The sequence below is a fragment of the Microbacterium sp. OVT16B genome, assembly GCF_019969705.1.
In the GTDB taxonomy this organism is placed as follows: domain Bacteria; phylum Actinomycetota; class Actinomycetes; order Actinomycetales; family Microbacteriaceae; genus Microbacterium; species Microbacterium natoriense.
In genome coordinates this window covers 1,369,997-1,393,075 of record NZ_JAHXZA010000001.1, presented here as the reverse complement: position 1 = coordinate 1,393,075, position 23,079 = coordinate 1,369,997, and the positions used below count along the sequence as shown (strand labels likewise).

General features: G+C 69.8%; 22 protein-coding genes and 1 tRNA gene. 9 read left to right on the top strand and 14 right to left on the bottom strand.

Annotated features, from left to right (window positions below; all coding sequences use genetic code 11):
- Positions 1-8 precede the first annotated feature (8 nt).
- From LC438_RS06530 to LC438_RS06520, 3 genes are read left to right on the top strand one after another with little or no spacing between them, the layout of a single operon-like run.
- Positions 9-1,037, top strand: coding sequence for an acetylxylan esterase (locus LC438_RS06530; RefSeq protein ID WP_223586145.1), 1,029 nt, complete (start codon positions 9-11; stop codon positions 1,035-1,037).
- A 44-nt stretch (positions 1,038-1,081) separates the two neighbouring features.
- Positions 1,082-1,810 (top strand): response regulator transcription factor, encoded by a 729-nt coding sequence (locus LC438_RS06525; protein ID WP_105672248.1) that lies wholly within the window; start codon positions 1,082-1,084, stop codon positions 1,808-1,810.
- Between the two features lie 26 nt (positions 1,811-1,836).
- On the top strand, positions 1,837-3,300 hold the full coding sequence (locus LC438_RS06520; RefSeq protein ID WP_223586144.1) for a cell wall metabolism sensor histidine kinase WalK: 1,464 nt from the start codon (positions 1,837-1,839) through the stop codon (positions 3,298-3,300).
- A 31-nt stretch (positions 3,301-3,331) separates the two neighbouring features.
- Here LC438_RS06520 and LC438_RS06515 read toward each other — a convergent pair whose 3' ends face one another.
- The 6 genes from LC438_RS06515 to LC438_RS06490 form a co-directional block, all read right to left on the bottom strand.
- Positions 3,332-4,879, bottom strand: coding sequence for an FAD-dependent oxidoreductase (locus LC438_RS06515; protein ID WP_223586143.1), 1,548 nt, complete (start codon positions 4,877-4,879; stop codon positions 3,332-3,334).
- A 28-nt stretch (positions 4,880-4,907) separates the two neighbouring features.
- The gene (locus LC438_RS06510) at positions 4,908-5,759 is read right to left on the bottom strand and encodes an FAD:protein FMN transferase (RefSeq protein WP_223586142.1); all 852 of its coding nucleotides are present in this window, start codon (positions 5,757-5,759) and stop codon (positions 4,908-4,910) included.
- A 15-nt stretch (positions 5,760-5,774) separates the two neighbouring features.
- Positions 5,775-6,245, bottom strand: a complete 471-nt coding sequence (locus tag LC438_RS06505) for an FMN-binding protein (RefSeq protein WP_223586141.1) — start codon at positions 6,243-6,245, stop codon at positions 5,775-5,777.
- A gap of 86 nt (positions 6,246-6,331) precedes the next feature.
- Positions 6,332-7,366, bottom strand: coding sequence for a ribose-phosphate diphosphokinase (locus LC438_RS06500; RefSeq protein WP_105672252.1), 1,035 nt, complete (start codon positions 7,364-7,366; stop codon positions 6,332-6,334).
- Positions 7,367-7,372: 6 nt separating this feature from the next.
- Positions 7,373-8,803: a bifunctional UDP-N-acetylglucosamine diphosphorylase/glucosamine-1-phosphate N-acetyltransferase GlmU gene (gene glmU / locus LC438_RS06495; protein WP_223586140.1), complete on the bottom strand. Its 1,431-nt coding sequence runs from the start codon at positions 8,801-8,803 to the stop codon at positions 7,373-7,375.
- Between the two features lies 1 nt (position 8,804).
- Positions 8,805-8,876: transfer RNA gene (locus tag LC438_RS06490), tRNA-Gln, on the bottom strand.
- Positions 8,877-8,949: 73 nt separating this feature from the next.
- On the opposite strand from LC438_RS06490, the gene LC438_RS06485 reads away from it, so the two are divergent.
- Positions 8,950-9,444 (top strand): MarR family winged helix-turn-helix transcriptional regulator, encoded by a 495-nt coding sequence (locus tag LC438_RS06485; protein ID WP_105672254.1) that lies wholly within the window; start codon positions 8,950-8,952, stop codon positions 9,442-9,444.
- A gap of 6 nt (positions 9,445-9,450) precedes the next feature.
- Here LC438_RS06485 and LC438_RS06480 read toward each other — a convergent pair whose 3' ends face one another.
- Positions 9,451-9,915: an Rrf2 family transcriptional regulator gene (locus LC438_RS06480; protein WP_223586139.1), complete on the bottom strand. Its 465-nt coding sequence runs from the start codon at positions 9,913-9,915 to the stop codon at positions 9,451-9,453.
- 61 nt (positions 9,916-9,976) lie between these two features.
- On the opposite strand from LC438_RS06480, the gene LC438_RS06475 reads away from it, so the two are divergent.
- Positions 9,977-10,726 carry an SDR family oxidoreductase gene (locus tag LC438_RS06475; protein ID WP_223586138.1) on the top strand — a complete coding sequence of 250 codons (750 nt, stop codon included), beginning with the start codon at positions 9,977-9,979 and terminating at the stop codon, positions 10,724-10,726.
- An 18-nt stretch (positions 10,727-10,744) separates the two neighbouring features.
- Here LC438_RS06475 and LC438_RS18755 read toward each other — a convergent pair whose 3' ends face one another.
- The gene (locus LC438_RS18755; RefSeq protein WP_223586137.1) at positions 10,745-11,686 is read right to left on the bottom strand and encodes an NADP-dependent oxidoreductase; all 942 of its coding nucleotides are present in this window, start codon (positions 11,684-11,686) and stop codon (positions 10,745-10,747) included.
- 107 nt (positions 11,687-11,793) lie between these two features.
- Between LC438_RS18755 and LC438_RS06465 the strand changes: the two genes are divergently transcribed.
- Together LC438_RS06465 and LC438_RS06460 are read left to right on the top strand one after the other, a co-directional pair.
- Positions 11,794-12,732 carry a GlxA family transcriptional regulator gene (locus LC438_RS06465; protein WP_223586136.1) on the top strand — a complete coding sequence of 313 codons (939 nt, stop codon included), beginning with the start codon at positions 11,794-11,796 and terminating at the stop codon, positions 12,730-12,732.
- 16 nt (positions 12,733-12,748) lie between these two features.
- On the top strand, positions 12,749-13,660 hold the full coding sequence (locus LC438_RS06460; protein ID WP_223586135.1) for a pseudouridine synthase: 912 nt from the start codon (positions 12,749-12,751) through the stop codon (positions 13,658-13,660).
- On the opposite strand, the gene LC438_RS06455 is transcribed toward LC438_RS06460, so the two are convergent.
- From LC438_RS06455 to LC438_RS06430, 6 genes are all read right to left on the bottom strand, one after another.
- The gene (locus LC438_RS06455; RefSeq protein ID WP_105672260.1) at positions 13,657-14,316 is read right to left on the bottom strand and encodes a methionine ABC transporter permease; all 660 of its coding nucleotides are present in this window, start codon (positions 14,314-14,316) and stop codon (positions 13,657-13,659) included. The two genes, LC438_RS06460 and LC438_RS06455, sit on opposite strands and share 4 nt — an antisense overlap.
- Positions 14,316-15,359, bottom strand: coding sequence for a methionine ABC transporter ATP-binding protein (locus LC438_RS06450; protein WP_105672261.1), 1,044 nt, complete (start codon positions 15,357-15,359; stop codon positions 14,316-14,318). The genes LC438_RS06455 and LC438_RS06450 overlap by 1 nt, the downstream gene beginning before the upstream one ends.
- A 75-nt stretch (positions 15,360-15,434) precedes the next feature.
- Complete coding sequence (locus LC438_RS06445) at positions 15,435-16,346, bottom strand: MetQ/NlpA family ABC transporter substrate-binding protein (protein ID WP_105672262.1); 912 nt, start codon at positions 16,344-16,346, stop codon at positions 15,435-15,437.
- 91 nt (positions 16,347-16,437) lie between these two features.
- A complete protein-coding gene (locus LC438_RS06440) occupies positions 16,438-18,165 on the bottom strand; it encodes a Na+/H+ antiporter (RefSeq protein WP_223586134.1) in 1,728 nt (575 codons plus the stop codon).
- Positions 18,166-18,218: 53 nt separating this feature from the next.
- Complete coding sequence (locus LC438_RS06435; protein WP_105672264.1) at positions 18,219-20,012, bottom strand: ABC-F family ATP-binding cassette domain-containing protein; 1,794 nt, start codon at positions 20,010-20,012, stop codon at positions 18,219-18,221.
- 27 nt (positions 20,013-20,039) lie between these two features.
- Positions 20,040-20,798: an alpha/beta fold hydrolase gene (locus LC438_RS06430; protein ID WP_223586133.1), complete on the bottom strand. Its 759-nt coding sequence runs from the start codon at positions 20,796-20,798 to the stop codon at positions 20,040-20,042.
- 101 nt (positions 20,799-20,899) lie between these two features.
- On the opposite strand from LC438_RS06430, the gene LC438_RS06425 reads away from it, so the two are divergent.
- Together LC438_RS06425 and LC438_RS06420 are read left to right on the top strand one after the other, a co-directional pair.
- Positions 20,900-22,288, top strand: coding sequence for an HNH endonuclease signature motif containing protein (locus LC438_RS06425; RefSeq protein WP_223586132.1), 1,389 nt, complete (start codon positions 20,900-20,902; stop codon positions 22,286-22,288).
- 122 nt (positions 22,289-22,410) lie between these two features.
- Complete coding sequence (locus LC438_RS06420) at positions 22,411-22,962, top strand: hypothetical protein (RefSeq protein WP_105672267.1); 552 nt, start codon at positions 22,411-22,413, stop codon at positions 22,960-22,962.
- Positions 22,963-23,079 lie beyond the last annotated feature (117 nt).

The following is a 23,079-nucleotide window of genomic DNA, read 5'->3' as shown; positions in this document are numbered from 1 at the left end:
CCGATACGATGGCGCCGTCGATCGCCCTCACCCCCGAGAGGACCCACCAGGTGCCCCAGGACACGCCGGAAGAGCTGACGGAGTACGCGCTGAGCGCTCTGCTCCTGCCGCCGGCTCCGCCGATCGAACCGGACGACTTCGACGAGTTCTGGACGGCGACCCACGAGGAGTTCGGCGTCGGCCCCGTGGAGTGGGCGACGACGCACGAGCTCGCCCCGACCGACACGCATCGCGTCTCGGCGCTGACGTTCGCCTCGTCCGCGGGCGAATCCGCAGCGGCCTACCTGATGCTGCCCCTCGACCCCTCGGCGATCCGCCGTGGTCTCGTCGTCGGTCACGGCTACGGGGGCCGCACCGCCCCGGATCCCGACCGCGTCCCGTCGGATACCGCCGCGATCTTCCCGTGCGCCCCCGGCACGCACCCCGGCACGCCCAGCCGCTTCCCCGCCGTCCCCGATGAGCACGTGGTCGCCGGGATCGCGCACCGCGACACGTACTCGCACCGCTTCGCCGCCGCCGACATCTGGCGCGCCGCGACGATCCTGCTCGACATCGCGCCGTCCGCCGCGCCGGCCCTCGACTTCAGCGGCAGCAGCTTCGGCGGCGGCATCGGCGCGATGGCCCTCCCCTGGGATCCGCGGTTCCGCCGCGCTGTCCTCGACGTCCCGAGCTTCGGTCATCACGCGATCCGCCTCACCCGGCGGTGCACCGGCAGCGGAGAGGCCGTCCGCCGGCTGCTGCACGAGCATCCGGAGCACCGGCCCGTCATCGACTACTTCGATGCCGCCATCGCCGCACGACGGCTGCGCATCCCCACCCTCACGATCGCCGCGGTGCTCGATCCGGCCGTGGATCCGCGCGGGCAGTTCGCCGTGCACCACGCGATCCCGGCGCCCTCGCGCCTCGGCGTGAGGGCGAACGGACACCTGGACGGCCCCCTCGGCGCCGCGGCCGATCGCCTCGCCCTCCAGCAGGGCATCGACTTCCTCGCGCTCCCGGCGGATCGCCTCGCGCCGGAGCTCCCAGACAACACATAGCGCTCTCCATAGAAATCACATAGGAGATTCCGCAGAATGGGTGCATGAGCACTGTGCATCCCGATCTGCGCCGCCCCGACGGCTCCCCCCTGCGCATCCTCGCCGTCGACGACGAGCAGATGCTGACCGACCTGCTCGCGATGGCGCTCCGCATGGAGGGCTGGGAGGTGCGCACCGCGTCCTCCGGCCTCGAAGCGCTGCAGGTCGCACGCGAGTTCGAGCCCGATGCGCTCGTGCTCGACATCATGATGCCCGACCTCGACGGCATGTCGGTGCTGCGGCGGCTGCGCGAGTCGGGGAGCCTCGTCCCCGTGCTCTTCCTGACCGCGAAGGATGCCGTCGGCGATCGCGTCGCCGGACTCACCGCCGGCGGCGACGACTACGTCACCAAGCCGTTCAGCCTGGAGGAGGTCATCGCCCGCCTCCGCGCGATCATCCGGCGCACGGGTCACGCCACGGCCGACGACGGGCAGTCGATCCTGCGCGTCGCCGACCTGACGCTCAACGAGGACAGCCACGAGGTGGTCCGCGACGGCACCGAGATCGAGCTCACCGCGACGGAGTTCGAGCTGCTGCGCTACCTCATGCGCAACGAGCGCCGCGTCCTGTCGAAGGCGCAGATCCTCGACCGCGTCTGGAGTTACGACTTCGGCGGCAAGTCCTCCGTCGTCGAGCTCTACATCTCCTACCTGCGCAAGAAGATCGACGCGGGCCGCACGCCGCTGCTGCACACGGTGCGCGGCGTCGGCTACATGATCAAGGCCCCTCAGTGAGCATCACGAGGATGCCGCGGCGCCCGATGAGCCTGCAGACGCGGCTGATGTCCGCCGTGATCGGGTTCGTGTCGCTCATCCTCGTGATCGTCGCTGTCATCACCAGCGCCATCCTGGGGCGGACGCTGGAGGATCAGCTCGATCAGAAGCTGTTCACCACCGCGAGCGAGGTCGTCGGACGCATCGATCAGCTCCCCGGGAGCTTCGCCACCACAGAGCAGGCCCTCTCGGGGATGCCCGTGGAGAACGGGTCGCTGTTCGCCGTCTCGAGCCAGGCGGGCACGGGCGGCATCGTGCTGAGCAGCCAGAACAACGAGCTCACCGGGGGCGCCCGCAGCCTGACCAAGGCGCAGCTGGTGCAGATCAACGATGCGCTGAACGGCGGTCGCACCGCGACCGTGACGATCGAGAGCCTCGGCTCCTACCGCGTCGTCGTGGCCACATCACCCGTCTCCCACTCCGTCGTCGTCGCGGGTCTTCCCCGCACCGGCATCCAGAACCAGATGGCCACCCTGTTCACGGTGATCGTGCTCGCGACGCTGGGCGGGCTGATCCTGCTCGCGCTCACCACGGCCATCACCATCCGCCTGAGCCTGCGCCCGCTGCGGGCGATGGCCGCGACCGCGACCCGCGTCGCGAACCAGCCGCTCGACCGCGGCGAGGTCGACATCACCGAGCGCATACCCGCGTCCGAGGCCGACCCCCGCACCGAGACCGGGCTGGTCGGCGCCTCCCTGAACAAGCTGCTCGACCACGTCAACACCTCCCTGGCCGCGCGCCAGAAGAACGAGGAGCGGATGCGGCGCTTCGTCGCCGACGCGAGCCACGAGCTGCGCACTCCCCTGGCGTCGATCCGCGGATACTCTGAGCTCTCCCTGCGCGCGCTCGGCCAGCAGGAGGGCCCGGCGGTGATCGAGAGCACGACCACGTCTCTCGAACGCATCCAGGCGCAGTCGCTGCGGATGACGCGCCTCGTCGAGGATCTGCTGCTCCTCGCTCGCCTCGACGAGGGCAGGGAGCTCGTCTACGGCACGGTCGACCTCACGCAGCTGGGACTGGAGGGCGTGTCGGATGCGCGCCCCACCGCACCCGATCACCGCTGGAACATCGAGGTCCCCGACGAGCCCGTCGTGATCGTCGGGGATGCCGGCCGCATGCACCAGGTGGTCACGAATCTCCTCGCCAACGCGCGCACCCACACTCCCGCCGGCACCGAGATCACGCTCAGCGTGAGCCGTGAGGGCGAGGAGGCGGTGCTGCGGGTGCACGACGACGGCCCCGGCATCGACCCGGCCGTCCGCGAGGAGCTGTTCGCGCGGTTCGCCCGCGGGGACAGCTCGCGCGCCAGGCAGACCGGAGGCACCGGCCTCGGGCTCGCGATCGTCAAGGCGATCGTCGAGGGGCACCACGGGCACATCACGGTCGAGAGCGTTCCGGGGAGCACGACGTTCAGCGTCCGCCTCCCGATCGAGCCGGTCGTCGGCGCCTGAGCCCGGTGCGGGCGTCGCGTCCTCGTGACGCTCAGTACCCGGCGAAGGCGTCGGTCGTGAGGCTGTGCGCCTTCTGCAGGGCCGGAGCGAGGTCGGCGATCAGCCGCGGAGGGCCGGAGATGAAGGCGTGCCGAGCCGCGATGTCGGGAACGTACCGATCGAGCTCCGCGGCGTCGAGGCGCACGCCCCGCGCCCAGGTCCAGTGCGCGGGGAGATCGGCCGGTTCCTCACGCGTGAACACGACGACCCGGGCGCCCGTGGTGGCCAGCTCGTCGCGGAACGCCAGCTCGGCAGGCTCCGACGCCACGTAGACCAGCACGACGTCTCGGGTCTCCCCCGCCAACTGCAGCTGGCGCAGCTGGGAGACGAACGGCGTCACGCCGATGCCGGCCGCCACCATGAGCACCGGCGCCTGCGAGCGCGGCAGCAGGAAGTCGCCCCAGGTGCCGGTGACCGCGAGAGTCGCACCGGGCTGAGCGGCCGCCAGCGCGCGCTTGTAGCTGGACGGATGCTTCTGGTCGCCGTCCTTGTAGGCGATGCGCAGTGTCGGCAGATCGCCCGGGGCCGACACGATGCTGAACTCGCGCCTCGTTCCGCGAGCGTCGGGACGGCGGTGCGGCACGTCCAGCTCGAGGTACTGCCCCGGGAGGAACCTCAGCCTGCTCCTGGTGCGGAACGTCAGCTCCTGCACGGTCGGGGTGATGAACTCCCGCTTCTCGAGGGTGAGCCGCACCGAGCCGCGCACGGCGAACGCGAAGGCGAGCAGGTTTCCGATCAGCAGCGCCCGCTCCTGACCCAGGGTGATCCCGCCGATCAGGATCGGCCAGCCCGCGAGGACGCCGACGAGCGCGGCCACGGAGAACTGCTGCCACCGCCGCGGCGGCAGGGTCAGCGGCTCGGAGAGCATGAACGCGCCGAGGAACAGGTAGGGCGACTGCATCAGCGCGAACGACAGCGCCGTCGCGAGGTCGAAGGGAAGCCCTCCCTGCGACAGCTGGACGTACTGCCGCAGCAGCGCGACGACGATCGCGACGAGGAGGAAGACCAGCACGATCCGCACCTTCTCGGTGCGCCAGAGCACGATCAGTCCGAGGAGCGCGACGGGGACGAACAGCGCCGGCGTGCCGACCCACCACGACGAGAAGGTCCCGAGACCGGTGATCGTGACCACCGCGGCGCCGAACGCCGCCGGGTTGAGGATGTGACGGCCGCGCCAGGCGATCACGTACTTCGAGATGCTGGCGAGCGCCCCGGCCAGAGCCAGTCCGCCGAGAGAGGGGAGATCGGCGCCCGGCTGCAGCACGAACAGCAGGATGAGCGCCGTGACCAGAGACGACTCGATGCGCCACGGCAGCCGCAGCACTCGCTGCGCGACGGCATCCACCGCCGAGATCACGACCGCCAGCACGGCGAAGGAGACCACCAGCGCGAGCGGCGTCGGCGAGACGAGCCCGAAGAAGGAGAGCACCTCGGCGAGTGCGGCCAGCGCGAGCAGCGAGAACAGCACGAGCCGGTACATCGACAGCGCCCCGAGGAGCGCGAGGACTCGCTGCCTGACAGTGGTGAAAGCGGTGATCACGGCTTCTACTCTTCCCTACTTCTCCGGGTCAGGGGCGGGCGACGAACAGCTCGGCCCTGCAGTCCGCCGAACGCTCGATGCGTCCGTCGGTCGTCATCCGCACCCACTCGACGCCCCAGTCGTCGGCGAGCTCGGGGCCGCCGTCGAAGAAGAGCGCGGTGGCCACGGCATCCGCTCTCATCGCATCCGCGCCGATCGCCCAGGTCGCCGCCCAGGTCTGCACCGGAACGCCGGTGCGCGCGTCGAGGACGTGGTGGAGTCCGTCGCCCCAGGCCCGGCGGTTGATCGCGGACGCGCAGAGCGCCGCATCCTGCAGGGAGACGATGCCGACGGCCTTCGTGGGTTCGAACGGATGCTCGAGGCCGATGCGCACCGCACTCCCCCGCACCCTGAGGTCTCCCGCCGCGTCGACCACGAGGTCTCCCGGCACGTGGGCCAGGAGAGCGAACACGAGGTCGACGAGCCGTCCCTTGCCGAGCGCGCCGACGTCGAGGAGCGCGGGAGCCGAGACCTCGGCATCCCGGTCGCTCCACGAGACGAGAGACGTCCAGTCCGACGGAGCGGAGACGGGGTCTCCGGCGCGCAGCGAGTACGCCGCGTCGTAGCCGAGGGCTTCGAGACCGGCGCCGACCAGAGGGTCGACGGCCCCCGCGGTCGCGGTGGAGAGCTCGCGGTAGAGGCTCAGCATCGGCCCCGCGTCGGGAGACGTCACGCGCCCTCCGTGCGCGGCCAGCCGCGTGACGTCGGAGTCGGGTCGGAAGCGGGACCACTCCCGATCGAATCGCTCGATCTCCGCCGCGACCGCCGCGCGATCGTCGGACGAGAGCTCACCCTCGATCTCCCAGCGGGTGCCGATCGCGTCGAAACGCCAGATCGTCATCGCCCCGTCAGGCGCCTAGGAGGCCGCCTGCTCCTTGATCGACTCGACCGCCTGGTTGAAGCCGCCGCTGGTGAGCGAGGAGCCCGCGACGCGGCTGACCTTCAGATCGGAGAGCGGGACGCCGACCGCCTCGTCCGCGATGCCGCCGATGAACTTGCCCTGGTACTCCTCGGTCTCGCGCGCCTGCGGGTCGCCGGTGACCTCGACCTCCGTCACGACGCCGTCGGCGATGGTGAGCGACACCGAGATCTTCTCGACGGTCTCGGGGGTCTGGTAGGAGCCGTCGGCCGTGTAGGTGCCGTCCTTGTAGGTCGTCGAGCTGCTGTCGCTCGGCGCCGAGGAGGAGCCGGAGCCGGTGTCTCCCCCGGTGGAGGCGCTGTTGTCCGCGTCTGCAGCACCGGAGCAGCCGGCCAGGACGAGGAGTCCTGCGACGCCGACGAGAGCGGAGCCCTTGCGGACGGAGGTCGGTACGGTCGTGCGGATCATGATGGTCCTCCCGGCTGTGTGCTGGTCGACGATCTGTCGATGCATTCGACCGTATGCATTCGTCCTATGTGGCCGCTGTGCCTCTGCTACGCGTCTCCGCCGAACATGCTCGTCACGGAGCCGTCCTCGAAGACCTCGTGGATGGCGCGAGCGAGCAGCGGGGCGATCGGGAGGATCGTCAGCTTGTCCCAGCGACGCGACTCGGTGAGCGGGATCGTGTCGGTGATGACGACCTCGTCGATCGACGAGTCCTGCAGACGCTCGGATGCCGGGTCGCTGAAGATCGCGTGGGTCGCGGCCACGATGACGCGGTGCGCGCCGTTGGCCTTGAGCGCCTGCGCCGCCTTCACGATCGTGCCGCCGGTGTCGATCATGTCGTCGACCAGGAGGCAGGTGCGCCCCTCGACGGTGCCGACGATCTCGTGCACAGAGACCTGGTTGGCCACCTTCGGGTCGCGACGCTTGTGGATGATCGCGAGAGGAGCGCCGAGGCTGTCCGACCAGGTGTCGGCCACGCGGACGCGGCCCATGTCGGGCGAGACGACCGTGAGGATCTCACGGTCCTCCTTCGACAGCGTGCGCTGGAAGTAGTCCAGCAGCACCGGCTTCGCGAAGAGATGGTCGACGGGGCCGTCGAAGAAGCCCTGGATCTGCGCGGCGTGCAGGTCGACGCTCATGACGCGGTCGGCGCCGGCCGTCTTGAGCAGGTCGGCGACGAGACGGGCGCTGATCGGCTCACGACCGCGGCCCTTCTTGTCCTGACGCGAGTAGGGGTAGTACGGGGCGACGACGGTGATGCGCTTGGCGGACGCGCGCTTGGCCGCGTCGATCATGATGAGCGTCTCCATGAGCCACTCGTTGACCGGCTCGCCGAACGTCTGCACGAGGAAGAGGTCGCAGCCGCGGATCGAGACCTCGAAGCGCGCGTAGATCTCCCCGGACGCGAACGTGCGGTGCTCGACCGGAGCGATCTCCGTGCCGAGATCAGCGGCGACGGCCGCTGTCAGCTCGGGGTGGGAGCGTCCGCCGGCGATGACCAGCCGCTTCTTCGTCTTGGCGACGAGACCGGGGGCCACATCGTTGTCGCGGTCCAGTTCGACCGTCTTCTTCTTGCGCGCCATTGGTCCCTACTCCGCCACTCGGGCCCGGGCTGCGGCATCCGCAGCGTCCGTGCCTGCCCTGTTCTTCTCGACCCAGCCCTCGATGTTGCGCTGAGGCGCGACGCTCATGGCGAGCGATCCGGCGGGGACGTCCTTGCGGACGACGGCGCCGGCGCCCGTCTTGGCGCCTGCCCCCAGCCTAACGGGCGCGACGAGGGTCGTGTGCGACCCGGTGTGCACCTCGTCCTCGACGATGGTGCGGTGCTTGTTGACGTCGTCGTAGTTGGCGGTGATGGTGCTCGCGCCGAGGTTGACGCCCCGCCCGATCGTGGCGTCGCCGACGTACGAGAGGTGCGGGACCTTGCTGCCCTCGCCGATCTCGGCGTTCTTCGTCTCGACGTAGGCGCCGATCTTGCCCTGGGCGCCGAGGACGGTGCCTGGGCGGAGGAAGGAGAAGGGGCCGACCGTGGCCTCCGCACCGATCACGGCGAGGGTGGCGTCGGTGCGGCGGACGATCGCGTCCTCCCCCACCTCGCAGTCGACGAGAGTCGTGTCGGGGCCGATCACCGCGCCGGCGGAGATGGCGGTGGCCCGCAGGATCTGCGTGTGCGGGAGGATCGTCACATCGGGTGCGAGGGTCGCGTCGTCGTCGATCCACGTCGTCGCCGGATCGATGATCGTGACGCCCTCCAGCTGCCAGCGGCGCACGATGCGCTCGTTGAGGAGCCGACCCACCAGGGCGAGCTGCGCACGATCGTTGACCCCGAAGGTCACGGTGACGTCGGAGACGACGGATGCCGCGACCCGGTCGCCGTCGCGGCGGAGGAGCCCGGGGACGTCGGTGAGGTACATCTCGCCCTGGGCGTTGTCCACACCGATCTCGGGGAGGTAGCGGCGCAGCGTCTCCGCGCGGAAGACGTACATGCCGGCGTTGATCTCGCGGACGGCGGCCTCGTCGGCGCTGGCGTCCTTCTGCTCGACGACGCGGTCCACGCCGCCGTCTGCGTCGCGGATGACGCGCCCGTAGCCCGTCGGGTCGTCGACGACGGCGGTCATCAGCGTCGCCGGGGCGCCCGCCGCGCGGTGCTCGTCGAGGAAGGAGGAGAGCGTGTCGGCATCGGCGAGCGGGCAGTCGCCGGAGAGCACGAGGACGTCGCCGTCGAAGTCGGCCGGGAGGGCGTCGACCGCGACCTGCACGGCGCGGCCGGTGCCCGGCACGTCATCCTGGTCGACGAAGATCGCGTCGGGGTAGTCGGCGGAGAGCGCCGCGACCACCTGGTCGCGCTCGTGGCGCACGACGACCTCGATGTGGTCGGCGCTCAGCCGTGCGGCGGTGGTGAGCACGTGCCCCACCAGCGGACGCCCGCCGATCGGGTGCAGCACCTTCGGCAGGCGCGACTTCATGCGCGTGCCCTGGCCTGCGGCGAGGATGATGATGGCGAGATTGTTCCCAGTCATGCTCCGCCGCCAGGACTCGAACCTAGACCTCACAGCTCCAAAGGCTGTCGTGCTGCCATTACACCACGGCGGACCGCGGCATCCGGGTGGGGGCCGCCCGTCAAGTCTGCCATGCTCGCCCCTGTGCGTACGGCGATAATGGACGGATGAGCGAGGCGGATGAGGTCGACCGGATCGTCGGAGCGTGGAACACCCAGCGCCCCGACCTCGACTTCTCGCCCCTCGAGGTCCTCTCCCGCATGGACAGGCTGACCCGACTGCTCGACCGCGCCCGCCGTGACGTGTTCCGGCGCAGCGATCTGGAGCCGTGGGAGTGGGACGTGCTGTCTGCCCTCCGTCGGGCGGGGGCGCCGTTCCAGCTCTCCCCCAAACAGCTGCTCCAGCAGACGCTGGTGTCGAGCGGAACCATGACGAACCGCATCGACCGGCTCGTCGGACGCCGCTTCGTGCGCAGGGAGGCCGACCCCGGCGACGGCCGCAGCGTGCTGGTGATCCTGACCGACGACGGGCGGATCAGGGTGGATGCCGCGATCACCCGTCTCGTCGATGTGGAGGCCGACCTGCTGCAGGGGCTGTCCCGCGGCGACCGCGATCGTCTGGCGGGGCTGCTCCGCAAGCTCAGCCTGAGCTTCGACGCCTGAGAGTCGTCAGCCGAGGAGCCGGCGGTTCTTCTCGATGACCGACGCCGGCAGTCCGTCGACGATCCCGGCGAGGGTCACGTTCGCCAGCGACGCCCGCCAGGCCTCGTGCGCCGCACGCATGGCGGCAGCCAGCGCACAGGGGTTCCGGCAGTCCTCCGGGCGGGCGGCGCCGCGCCCCTGCTGACGCAGCTCTCGGCACACGTAGGGGTCCGCCGCGCCGTCGACCGCGATGACGAGGTCGAGGATGCTGATGCGCTCCGGCTCCCGCGCCAGCCGGAAGCCGCCGCGCGGCCCCGTGCTCCCGGTGAGGATCCCTGCGCGCACGAGCTTGGCGAGCTGCTTGGAGAGGTAGGGACCGGCGACGCCGAAGTGCTCGGACAGCTGCGCCGCGGACACGGTCGAGCCCGCCGGGAGCTGTGCGATCACCGTGGCGGTGTGCAGCACCCATTCCGACGTCTCGGGAAGCTTCACTTGCTCATCCTAAGCGACACCCATATTGTGGACATGCAATATCCATAATTAAGGAGCGGACATGCGCATCGCAGTGGCAGGCGGAACGGGACGGATCGGACGACTGGTGGTCGCCGAGCTCGAGAAGGAGGGACACGACGCGGTGTCGCTGACCCGCGGAGAAGGCGTCGACCTGCGCAGCGGGGACGGGCTCGCCGCACGCCTCGAGGGCGTCGACGCGGTGATCGATGCCACGAATCCCCCGGTCGCGGATGCGGCCGAGGCGGAGGCCACGTTCACGACGATCTCGCGCGTCCTCCTCGAGGCGGAGCGGTCCGCCGGAGTCGGGCACCACGTGGCGCTCTCGATCGCCGCACTCGACGCGGTTCGAGGCAACGCCCACTACTTCGGCAAGCGCGCCCAGGAGCGCGAGGTGGCGGCGGGCGCCGTGCCCTTCACGATCGTGAGGGCGACCCAGTTCCACGACTTCCCCGCGATGATCGCCGAGTGGTCGGTCATCGACGGAGAGGGCGTCGTCCCACCGCTGCTGCTGCAGCCGATCGCCCCCGCCGACGTCGCCTCGGCCCTCGTCGCCGCCGCGATCTCGGCGCCGCTCCAGGGGTCGTTCGACCTCGCGGGCCCCCGAACGGAGGATGCGGTGGACATGGCGCGCCGCACGCTCGCCGCGAGGGGAAGCGCTCTGCCGCTGCGTGCGTCCTGGCGCGGCGCCGCACTGGGGATCGAGTTCGCCGGCGAGGTGCTGCTCCCCGGCGAGGACGCCCGGATCGCGCCGACCACGTTCGACGACTGGCTCGCCGCCGGGGCGCGCTGACGCGCCCCGGCGCACGGCTCACACGCGGGGATCGACGACCACGACCACCTTGCCGGTGACACGTCCGGACTCGACGCGCTCCTGCGCGGCGGCGAGCTCGTCGAGGCCGAACTCGGAGTCGAGGTGCACGGTCACCGCCTCGGAGTCGGCGAGGGCGGCGATCTCCGCGAGCTGCCCGCCATTCGCGGAGACGAGGATGCGCTCGACCGGTCCGGCGCCCCACGACGCGAGCTCGGCCCTGCGCTCGTCCGTCAGCCCGGTGATCGTGACGACGGAGGTCCCGGCCGCGACCGCCCCGCGCGGAGGCAGGGTGTCGTCGACCGTGATGATCACGGCATCCACCCGAGCGATCGCCGCGAGTGCGGCCTCGTCGCGGTAGTCGACGGTCTCGCTCGCGCCCCAGGAGCGCAGCAGCTCGTGCTTGGCGGGGCTCGCGGTGGCGACCACCTCCGCGCCCCTCGCGGCGGCGAGCTGGATGGCCAGATGGCCGACGCCGCCCGCGCCGCCGAGCACGAGCGCCCGCTGCCCCGAACGGACGCCCGCGGTCTCGAGCGCCTGCCATGCGGTCAGGGCGGCGAGCGGGGCAGCCCCGGCCTGCGCGGTGCTCCATGTGCTCGGCGACGCGGCGAGATCCCCTGCGGCGACGACGGCGTACTCGGCGAGGGTGTGCGCGGCGGCGGGGAACGCGGCGAGCGCGAACACCCGGTCGCCCTCCGCCCACTCGTCGACGCCGGGCCCGACGTCCGAAACCACCCCCGCGACGTCCCACCCCGGGAGGTCCGTGTAGATGATGGGCCCGAAGTCGACGGCGGCGGCGCGGATCTTCACGTCGACGGGGTTGAGGCCGGCGGCGCCGACCCTGACGAGCACTTCTCCGGGGCCGGGAGACGGGATCTCGGTGTCGATGACGGAGACGACCTCAGCCGCCGCCCCTGCACCCGAGTACTTCGCTGAACGCACTGGTCTGCCTTTCTCTCATGCGGCCGATCCGACCGCTCCACCCAGCCTGGCCTGTCGATCATCGCCCCAACAGTGGCCGGATGGACAATATGTGTCACGATATAGCCATGCACCGCATCGTCGTCGTCGCCCTCCCCGGAGTCTTCCCGTACGAGCTGGGGATCCCCGCCCGCTTCTTCCGCGCCGCCCACCGTGACGGCGAGCCGCTGTACTCCGTCACCACCTGCACCCTCAACGGACTCCCCGTGCCCACGAACGCCGACTTCACGGTGACCCCGGCCTCCGACCGGCGCGCGCTCGACACCGCGGACACGATCATCGTGCCCCCGTGGAGCGCCGCAGAGATCTCCGACGACCCGATCGGACTGGCCGAGTTCGGCGACCGTCGGATCGTCAGCTACTGCACCGGCGCGTTCACGGTCGCGGCATCCGGACTCCTCGACGGCAAGGAGGCGACCACCCACTGGTGCTCGTCGGACGAGTTCGTTCGGCGCTTCCCGCTGGTGCGCATGCGCGAGGACGAGCTCTTCGTCGACACCGGCCGCGTGCTGACCGCCGCCGGGGCGTCGGCCGCGGTCGACGCCACCATGCATCTGATCGCGAACGACTTCGGCGCGGCGGTCGCGGCGACGGTCTCCCAGGTCACGCTCGCGGCACCGCACCGCGGCGGCGGTCAACGGCAGTTCGTCGCCAGGCCGGCGGTGGCGTCCTCCCCGACGGTCGGCTCGGCGAGCGACATCCAGACCTGGCTGATCTCCCGCATCGACGAGCCGCTGTCACTCACGGACGTCGCCGATCGCTTCGGGATGAGCGTGCGCACCCTGACCCGCCGTTTCCGCGCCGAGACGGGACGGACGGTGGGCGACTGGTTCGCCGACGCCAGGGTCGACCGCGCCCGCGAGCTGCTGGAGACGACCGACCTCCTCGTCGACGACGTGGCCGCGCGTTCGGGATTCGCCACCGGGGCGGCGCTGCGCAAGCACTTCCGCGACCGGATCGGACTGGCCCCGCAGCAGTACCGCTCCCGGTTCACGCAGGCCGCGTAGGCTTGACCGAATGGGCATGCCCTCCCCCCTCCCCATGCGCGACGGCGTCGGCGCGACCCGTCTGCACGTGCCGATGAGCGGCGCCTGGCCGACGATCTCCGCCTACATGGTCGAGCGGTTCTTCCACATGGATCCGGAGCGGCTGCTCGTGCGCTTCGACCGCGGTGAGATCGTCGCCCGCGACGGCAGCGCACTGGCCAGGGACACCCCGCTCGGCGCCGAGGAGTTCATCTGGTACTACCGCGACCCGCCGCCCGAGAAGGACATCCCCTTCGAGATCGTCCTGCTGCATCAGGATCGCGACCTCGTCGTCGTCGACAAGCCGCACTTCCTGCCGACGACACCCGGAGGCAGGTTCCTGCAGAACTCGGCGCTGGTCCGCCTGCGGAACCTCCTCGGCATCCCGGAGCTCACCCCCATCCACCGCCTCGACCGCGCCACCGCGGGTCTGCTGATGTTCTCGGCACGCCCCGAGACGCGGGGCGCGTACCAGCTGCTGTTCGAGAACCGTCAGGTGCAGAAGGTGTACGAAGCGGTGTCGGCGCGACCGGCGGATTGGGATGCCGCGATGCTCCCCCTGGTCTACCGCAACCACATCGTGAAGCACCGCGGCGAGGTGCGCGTGCGGGTGGATGCCGAGCGCGAGCCGAACGCGGAGACCCTGATCGAGCTGATCGCCGCCGATGAGCGCGTCGTCCACACGCTGCTGCGCCCGCACAGCGGCAAGATGCACCAGCTGCGCGTGCATCTCGCCGCCCTCGGTCTCGGCATCCTCAACGACGGGTTCTATCCCGTGCTGCAGCCGGAGAAGCCCGACGACTTCGACGCCCCCCTCCAGCTGCTGGCGCGGGAGCTGCGCTTCGTCGATCCGCTGAGCGGCGCCGAGCGCGAATTCGCGACCGGTCTCGCCCTGAAGGACGCCCCCTAGCGCCGCATGACCTTGCGCGCCAGACGGGTGCCGAGCACCTGCACGAGGTGCACGAACACGACGATGAGGATGATCGCGGCCCACATCACGACCGGCTCGAACTGCCGGAAGCCGTAGATCTGGGCGAACGCGCCGAGGCCGCCGCCGCCGATCAGACCTGCCATCGCGGTCATGTCGATCAGCGCCACGACGATGAACGTGTACCCGAGGATCAGCGGCCCGAGCGACTCGGGGATCGCCACGGTGAACAGGATGCGCAGGGGTCCTGCGCCCATCGACCTCGCCGCCTCGATCACGCCGGGCGAGACCGACACGAGATGCTGCTCGACGATGCGCCCGATGGCGAAGGAGGCCGCGAGGCCGATGATGAAGGCGCCGGCGGTGGTGCCGATGCCCACCCCGACCACGACGCGTGCGAGGGGCTGCGCGACCGCCATGAAGATCACGAACGGGATCGGGCGGAAGAAGTTCACGACGAGGTTGATGAGGAACGAGACGACGCGGTTCTCGACGAGTCCGCCGGGCCGCGTGACGTAGAGGATCACGCCGATCAGGAGGCCGAGGATCCCGGAGATCACGAGGGCGACGGAGGTCATGTACAGCGTCTCGAGCGCGGACTTCCAGAACTCCGGCCACAGTTCCATCAGACGTTCCATCAGCGGACCTCCTCTCCGGCGATCTCGGTGACGTCGACGCGCGTGCCGATCTCGGCGAGCGCCCGGTCGATCGCGGCGCCGTCGCCGCGGATCGCGAGCGTGAGATGCCCGAAGGCGCGTCCGCGGATGTCGTTGATGCCGCCGAAGATCAGCTCGAAATCGAGACCGGCGCCGGCGAGATCGAGGAACACCTGCGCCTGGGAGGAGTCGCCGTCGCGGAACGAGAAGGTCACGATGCGACCCCGGTGCCGCTCCCGCAGCACCGCCAGCTCTGAGGGCGAGGGGATGCCCTTGACCACCGTGCCGACGAAGCGCTGGGATGCCGGGTTCTGAGGCGAGGAGAACACGTCGAACACGTCTCCCTGCTCGATGACACGGCCGTTCTCCATGACGGCGACCTTGGTCGCGATGGTCTGGATGACATCCATCTCGTGCGTGATCACGACGATCGTGACGCCCTGCTCCCGATTGACCCTGGAGAGGAGTTCGAGCACCTCGTGGGTGGTCTGCGGATCGAGGGCGCTGGTGGCCTCGTCGGCCAGCAGGATCGCCGGGCCGGTGGCGAGGGCGCGGGCGATGCCCACGCGCTGCTTCTGCCCGCCGGAGAGCTGCTCGGGGAACGCCTTCGCCTTGTCGGCGAGACCGACGAAGCTGAGCAGCTCCGTCACACGCGCGTCGATGTCGTCCTTCGACCAGCCGGCGAGCTTGAGCGGGTAGGCGATGTTGGCCCTGACGGTCTTCGCGGCGAAGAGGTTGAACTGCTGGAAGATCATCCCGATGCCGCCGCGGATCTTGCGCAGCTCCCGCTCACCGAGCGCCGTGATGTCGACGCCGTCCACGGTGATCGTGCCGCCGGTCGCGGGTTCGAGGGCATTGATGAGTCGGACCAGAGTGGACTTGCCCGCCCCGGAATAGCCGATGATGCCGAAGACGTCGCCCTTCTCGATCGAGAGGGTCACGTCGTCGACGGCGACGACGTCGCCCGCCCCGGCGGACCGCGAGGGGTACGCCTTGGAGACGTTCGTGAGGGTGACGATCGGCATGTGCTGCTCCGGTGTGGTGCGTGGCGACGAAGAATCGGGTGGCGCTGAGCGCCACCCGATTCTCTCAGTCGCTGATTACTTCTGAGCCTTCGTGTCCTTCTCGACCTTCTTCAACGAGGAGAGGAGGTCGGCGACGGGGGTCTGCAGCGGCACCGCCGTGTTCCCCGACGACTCCTGGAGTCCGGCCTGGACGTCCTTGTTCGTCTGGAAGATCTCGACGAGCTTCTTGTAGGTCGCGTTGTCGGCGTCCTCGGCGCGAGCCGCGAAGATGTTCACGTACGGCAGCGCGTTCGGGTCTTCCGGGTCGTCCTGTGCGATCGCGTCGGTGAACGTCAGACCGGCGTCCTTGACGAAGTCGTTGTTGATGATCGCCGCGGCGACGTCGGGCAGCGAGGTCGGGATCAGGGCCGCCTCCAGCGCCTTCACCTGGACCTTGGACTTCTCCGTGTCGACGTCGGCGATGTCGGAGAAGATCGACCCGCCGCTCTTCAGCTCGATGAGGCCCGCCGACTGCAGCACGAGAAGCGCACGAGCCTGGTTGGACGCGTCATCCGGAACGGCGACGGTCTCGCCCTTCGGGATGTCCTTCACGTCGTCGTACTTCTTGGAGTACAGGCCGAGCGGGTAGATCGCGGTGGAGCCGACCGGCACCAGGTCCTTGCCGGAGTTCACGTTGTAGTCCGCGAGGTACACGATGTGCTGGAACTGGTTGAGGTCGATCTCGCCCTCGGCGAGCGCCGGGTTCGGCTGCTCGTACGAACCGAAGTCGACGAGCTCGACCGTGATCCCCTCGTCGGCCGCAGCCTCGACGAAGGGCGCCCACTGCGCGTCGCCCTTGCCGACGACGCCGATCTTGACGGTCTCGTCCTTGGCGGAGTCGCCGCTGCCGGCGCCGGCGTCGCTGGATGCCGTGGCGCAGCCCGCGAGGGCGACGAAGAGCGGGACCGCGGCCAGCGCGGCGAGGATGGACGTTGTGCGACGAGTCATGTGAAGAGTTCCTCTCTTGGGGGGACTCTTCAACGGTAGGCAGGGCCTCCCCACCCCGAGGAATCGGGTGTCACACGGCGTCACAGCCGGATCAGTCGAACTCCTCGATCCCCTGCAGGCGCACCTGCTCGAGGTCGAGACGCGCGGAGATGCGGCGCACCACCACGTCGTCGACCGTGCCCGAACGGCGAAGCCCCAGCAGCACCTCGCGCTTGCGGTCGAGCAGCGCGAGCTTGAGGCGCGTGTGCTCCTCGTGGCGGATGAGCGGGGACCGCTGCGCGACGTCGACCGCGGTCGAGGTCGCGATGATCTGCAGACTCGAGCCGTCGACGGCATCCTCCCGCTGATCCACGAGCTCCAGGCCCGCGCTGCCGCCGCCGTAGGGGTCCGGCTCGTCGAGCATGGCGTCGAGGGCGCTGGCCTCAGCATCCACCGCCGCCTGCTCCCTGGCGAGAGCGCGCGCGTTCGCGTACTCGAGCATCAGGTAGCCTTCGCTGCGCACGCGGTCGAGGATCTCCTGGCCGACGCCGTGCTCGGCCGCGAGGTCGTCGAGCGCCGCGAGCGCCGCACCCGAGATGGTGCGCTCGGCGAGCTCGTACTCCTCGACCTCCGCCGTGTCGACGGGGAGCTTGGCCCAGCGCACGACGGCCGGCAGGAGCGGACCCTGCACGAGCAGGCTGAGCAGGATGACGCCGGCCGTGACGACCACGACCTCGTCGCGTCCTTCGCCGCCGATCTCGACGGGGATGGAGAGCGCGATCGCGAGGGACACCGCTCCGCGCATGCCGGCGAACGTGGAGAGGAGGCGGACGCGTGCGGCGAGACCGCGTGGTGGTCGCGCGTCGGTCGGGCGGCGCACCACGGCGCTGAGCAGCTGGAACAGATAGCGCACCGCCAGCAGCGCGACCCACACTCCGAGCGTGATGAGCACGAGGCGGCCCACGGCTGCGGCGGAGATCTCGTGCACGACGTACTGCACCTCGAGCCCGATCAGCACGAAGAGCGCGCCGTTGAGCAGGTAGACGCCGAACGGGAAGGCGGCCTCGGACTGGCGGCGGGAGGATGCCGTGGTGATGCGCGGAGACACGTACGCGATGACGAGCCCAGCCACGACGACCGCGAGCACACCCGAGGCGTGCATGATCTCCGCCAGCAGGAACGCCGTGAACGGCACGAGCAGCAGGGTCACGTTGATGACCGCCGTGCTCGTCGACCGGCGCAGCAGCAGGTACGCGAGGGCAGCGATCACCGCGCCGGCGAGCACGCCGCCGACGTACGAGACCAGGACGGTCCAGGTGATGCTCAGCGGCGTGACGTCGCCGCCGACCGCCAGCGAGATCGCGATGGCGTACAGCACGAGGGCCGTGCCGTCGTTCGTCAGGCTCTCCGCCTTCAGCTTCATGAACATGCGCCGCGGCAGCAGTCGCCCGAGAGCCGCGACGGCCGTGGCGTCAGGAGGGGCGACGGCGGCGCCGAGGATGAGCGCGATCTCCCACGGCATCCCGAACAGCACGCCCACTCCGGCGACGGCGAAGGCCGAGGCCACGACGAGCAGCGTGCTCATCGGCAGGATGTAGCGGAAGTCGCGCCGGATCGACCGGAGCGACGTCGTCAGGCTCTCCCAGAACAGCATCACGGGCAGGAACAGCAGCAGCACCGTCTCCGGCGGCAGCTGCACCTCGCGCAGCTGCGGCACGAAGCCGAGCAGCAGCCCGAAGACGACGAGGACGAGGGGGAGTGCGACGCGGATACGCGGAGCGAGCAGGGTTCCTGCGAGGATCGTGAGTCCGAGCAGGACGGTGACTTCTAGACCTTCCATCTCTACCTCCCAACAGCGGTGAGAGAAGGATATTCCCCGTTCGGGGGTTCAGGTCAGCCGATCTCCTCCGTGAGCTCGAACCAGCGCAGCTCGAGCTCCTCGATCTCCGCCTCCCGATCCCCGATCGCCTTCATCTTCTCGCCGAGTCCGGCGTAGTCGGACTGGTCGTGGTCGGCGAGCGAGTGCTTGGCGGCATCCACCTGCTCCGTGAGCTTCTGGATGCGCCGCTCCAGGGCGGAGACCTCCTTCTGCGCGGTGCGCAGCGCCGCTCCGTCCAGCCCCTTCGGAGCCGCCTTCGCAGCTCCGGCGGACGCCTTGGAGGGCTCGGCGTCCTGCAGCTGACGCAGGCGCAGGTACTCGTCGACTCCGCCGGGGAGGTGTCGGAGTCTGCCGCCGAGGATCGCGAACTGCTGGTCGGTCACGCGCTCGAGGAAGTACCGGTCGTGGCTGACGACGAGCAGCGTGCCCGACCACGAGTCGAGGAGGTCCTCGATCGCGGCGAGCATGTCGGTGTCGAGGTCGTTCGTGGGCTCGTCGAGGATCAGCACGTTGGGCTGATCGAGCAGCACGAGCAGCAGCTGCAGACGGCGCTGCTGACCTCCGGAGAGGTCCTTCACCGGGGTCGAGAGCTGGGCGGACGAGAATCCGAGGCGCTCCAGCAGCTGCCCGGGAGTGAGGTCCTGCGCCTTCGAGCCGTTGCCCATCGTGTACGAGGTGCGCAGACCCGAGATGACCACGCGCACCGGGTCGTTCCAGTGCTGGTCGAGCTCGTCGAGGCGCTGGGTCAGCGTCTGCACCTTGACGGTCGTGCCGCGCTTGACACGCCCGACCGTGGGTTCGACGGTGCCGGAGATCAGGCCGAGCAGCGTCGACTTGCCCGCGCCGTTGACCCCGAGGATGCCGGTGCGCTCCCCCGGCGCGATGCGCCACTCCACATCGCGCAGCACCTCCTTGTCGCCGTAGGACACCCCCACGTCGAGAAGGTCGACGACGTCTTTGCCGAGGCGGGAGACGGCGAGCGACTGCAGGGAGATCTTGTCGCGGATCTCGGGGACGTCGGCGATGAGCTCGTTGGCGGCGTCGATGCGGAACTTCGGCTTGGCCGTGCGTGCCGGGGCGCCGCGGCGCAGCCAGGCGAGCTCCTTGCGCGCGAGGTTCTGCCGCTTCGCCTCGGTGGCTGCGGCCATCCGGTCGCGCTCGACGCGCTGCAGGATGTACGCCGCGTAGCCGCCCTCGAAGGGCTCGACGATCCGGTCGTGCACCTCCCAGGTCTCGGTGCAGACCTCGTCGAGGAACCAGCGATCGTGGGTGACGACCATGAGGGCCCCGGAGTTCGGGCTCCACCGCTTCTTCAGGTGCCCGGCGAGCCAGGTGATCGCTTCGACGTCGAGATGGTTGGTGGGTTCGTCGAGCGCGATGACGTCCCAGTCGCCGGTGAGCAGCTTCGCGAGCGAGACCCGTCGGCGCTGGCCGCCCGAGAGTGAGCCGATCTCGGCATCCCACGGCAGATCCCGCAGCAGCCCGTCGATGACGTCGCGGACCTTCGCGTCGCCGGCCCATTCGTGCTCGGGGGTGTCGCCGACGACGGCCTGGCTGATCGTGAGGCCGTCGCCGAGGGTGTCGGCCTGGTCGAGCACGCCGATCGTGGTGCCGCCGCGGACCGTCACGCGGCCGGAGTTGGGTTCCTTGATGCCTGCCAGCATCCCGAGGAGGCTGGACTTGCCGTCGCCGTTGCGGCCGACGATGCCGATGCGGTCGCCCTCCTCGATTCCGAGGGTCACGGAGTCGAAGACGACCCTGGTCGGGTATTCGAGCTGGAGGGCTTCTGCCCCGAGAAGATGTGCCATGTCACTTCAAGGGTAGTCGCGCTCGCCTCACCCGACGGCCGGGCCTCCGAACAGCTCGGGGAGGGACGCCGTGAACTCCTCGAAGTGGCTGTACCAGACGGTGTGCGCGGCGCCGGGGATGCTGCGGACGTCGGCCCCGTGCTCCGTGAGCCTCCGCACGTCGGCGTCGCTCACCCACGAGCTCGGCTCGGCCCTGACGACGACCGACCCCGGAGCCGGCGGCCACTCGCCGTCGGCTCCGCAGGAGACGGATGCCAAGGTCTCCGGGTCGAACCGCTCGGCGGCACGAGCCTCGACCTCGGCATCCCTCTCGGAGTAGAAGGGGCGGCTCCGGCGCAGGGCATCGGCATCCATGCGTGCGAGGCGGTCGCGCCCGTACCGGGCGACGAGCTCAGCGCGGTCATGACCTCCCTCGATCGACAGCGCGGCATCGACGTAGACGGTGAGGCTCGGGTCGAGAGCCGCGGCGGCCGCTGCCAGCACGGTGGCCCCGTAGGAGTGTCCGAGGGCGTGGAGCGGCCCCTCGGGCGCGAGCAGCCTGATCGTCTCGACGACGGCGGCTGCGGCCGCGTCGACGGTGAGCTGCGGGTCACGGGGAGAGCGTCCGTGGCCGGGGAGATCGAGGGCGAGCACACGGTAGCCGCGGTCGACGAGGAGCGGGACGACGCGCCACCAGCTCTCGGCTGATCCCATCGCTCCGTGCAGGAGCAGGGCGGTGCGGAGCGGGGGCGTCGCCGCACTGTCCGAGTCGGCGGAGTCGGCCGTGTCGAGGGCGTGGAGGAGCATCCGGTCAGTCAATCACGGTCGTTATCCTTCTGTGACATTCCGAAGGCTGCGGGCTGTGGAATCTTTGTTCGAATGTCGGTGGCCCCTGGTGTACTGGACTCATGACCGCACTGATCGACGCGACCGACTCCCAGATGGCGATGCTCGCCGATCTGGTCGAGTCGCTGGAGATCGCCGATGCGACGGTGAACGCGATGATGGCGGCCCGCGACGGGCTGTTCGCGCTGGCGGGTCGGATGGCCGTCGACATCGCGAAGCAGGGCGATCACCCCGATCGGGGTGACATGACGATCCGCGCGGTGGCGGCCGAGATCGGGCAGCGGCTCCGGGTCAGCGATCGCACGGTCGAGCGGAAGATCGGCGAGGCGTCGTGGCTGGTCGACGGCTTCCCCGCCGTGTGGCAGGCACAGGGCGCGGGGCGCATCACGGCAGCGCACGCGCACGTCATCATCGACGCCGGCGCGCAGCTGACCGACGACGACCAGCGGGCGGAGTACGCCGAGGCGGTGCTCGCCGTCGCCGAGGTCGAGTCTCCGAATCGGCTGCGGGCACTCGCGAAGCGCATCGCCGAGAGGTTTCAGGAGCAGACGATAGACGAGCGGCATCGGGCCGCCCGCGAACGGAGGCGCGTCTGGGCGACGGATGGCGAAGACGGCATGGCCGATCTCCACGTGCACGCCCCGGCCGTTCTGGTGCACGCGATGAAGGATCGCGTGTCCGAGATGGCCCACCGGATCCGTACCGAGAACATCCGCGAGGCGCGCGAAGCCGCAGCCGACGGCATCCCCTTCGACCCCGACACCCGGTCCGTCGACGAGATCCGCGCCGATCTGTTCGCCGACCTCGTACTCACCGGTACCCCGGTCGCCCACGACAGCGCAGACGGCCTGCTCGGCGAGATCCGCGGGCGCGTGGAGATCACCGTGCCCGTGATCACCCTGATGGGGGAGGATGCCGCGGAGGCGGCCTCCGCCGACGGCGACGCGTCCTCGACCACGCCGCCGCCTGCGCTGCTCGACGGTGTCGTGCCGATCGACGCCGACACCGCTCGTGCGCTCGCAGGCTCTGCGACAGGGTGGGACCGAGTGCTCACCCACCCGATCACGGGGGCGATGCTCGCGGTCGACCGGTATCGCCCGTCGGAGCAGCTCAGACGGCATCTGAGGGCACGCGATCAGCGGTGCCGGTTCCCGACCTGCGGGATCATCGCCAGGAAGTGCGACATCGACCACAACGATCCGGCGTCCACGGGTGGCGCGACCGCCGAGTGCAACCTCTGCTGCTTCTGCCGCAGGCACCACACGCTCAAACACGCCTCGCCGTGGCATGTCGAACATCACCCCGGCGGAGTGCTCGAATGGACGAGTCCCGCCGGCCGAACCTACACCGACACTCCCCCGGTACCGCACACGGTGGTGTTCGTCGCCGAGGCCGACGGTGTACCCCCGACGGGGACGGCACTGCTCGCACGCGCCCGGGCGCCCTTCTGAGCTTCCGGTCTTCTGAGCTTCCGGTCTTCTGGTCTCCTGAGCTCACGCGCGCGCATTCCCGCACGATCATGGCCTGTGGATAACTCCGGCGACGCATTCGCGAATCCGGTTACCGTGTGCGAGTGATTCTCCAGAGAACAGCCACCCACTCCCTCAGCGGACTCGGCGCCCTCGCACTCATCGCGGGAGCAGTCGCCGGATGCGCACCCACTCCGGCCCCGACCCCGACGCCCACCGCGGCCTTCGCGAGCGAGGAGGAGGCGTTTGCGAAAGCCGAAGAGGTGTACCGGGCGTTCAATGCTCGATTGAATGAAGTCGATCTCAGCGATACGAGGACCTTTGAACCATTGTTCGAGCTCTCCAGCGGTTCATTCGAGGCTGCAGATCGCGAGGCCTACTCCACGATGCATGCCGATGGTTTCATCATGAGCGGAGAAACAAGGGTTCTCTCCTTCGACGGAGTGAGGTCCAAGCCACCCTTTACCACCGTCGTTGCGAACGTCTGCCTCGATGTGTCATCAGTTTCCATCGTCGACTCGTCCGGGGTGTCCCAAGTGAGCTCCGACCGTCCTTCTACTTACGCACTTGAGATCACCTTCGTGTCCGAGAAGAACCACAGCCTCTCAATCGACTCCGCAGCGGAACGAGAGGATGTCGCATGCGTAGTGGAGTAGCAGCGATTTTCGCGATCGGAGGTGTCCTGCTCATGACCCAGCATCCGTCCCAAGACTCGACAACTGATCCCGAAAACCCCTTGGGGAGCGCAGCCATTGCAACGGGGCGATCATCGC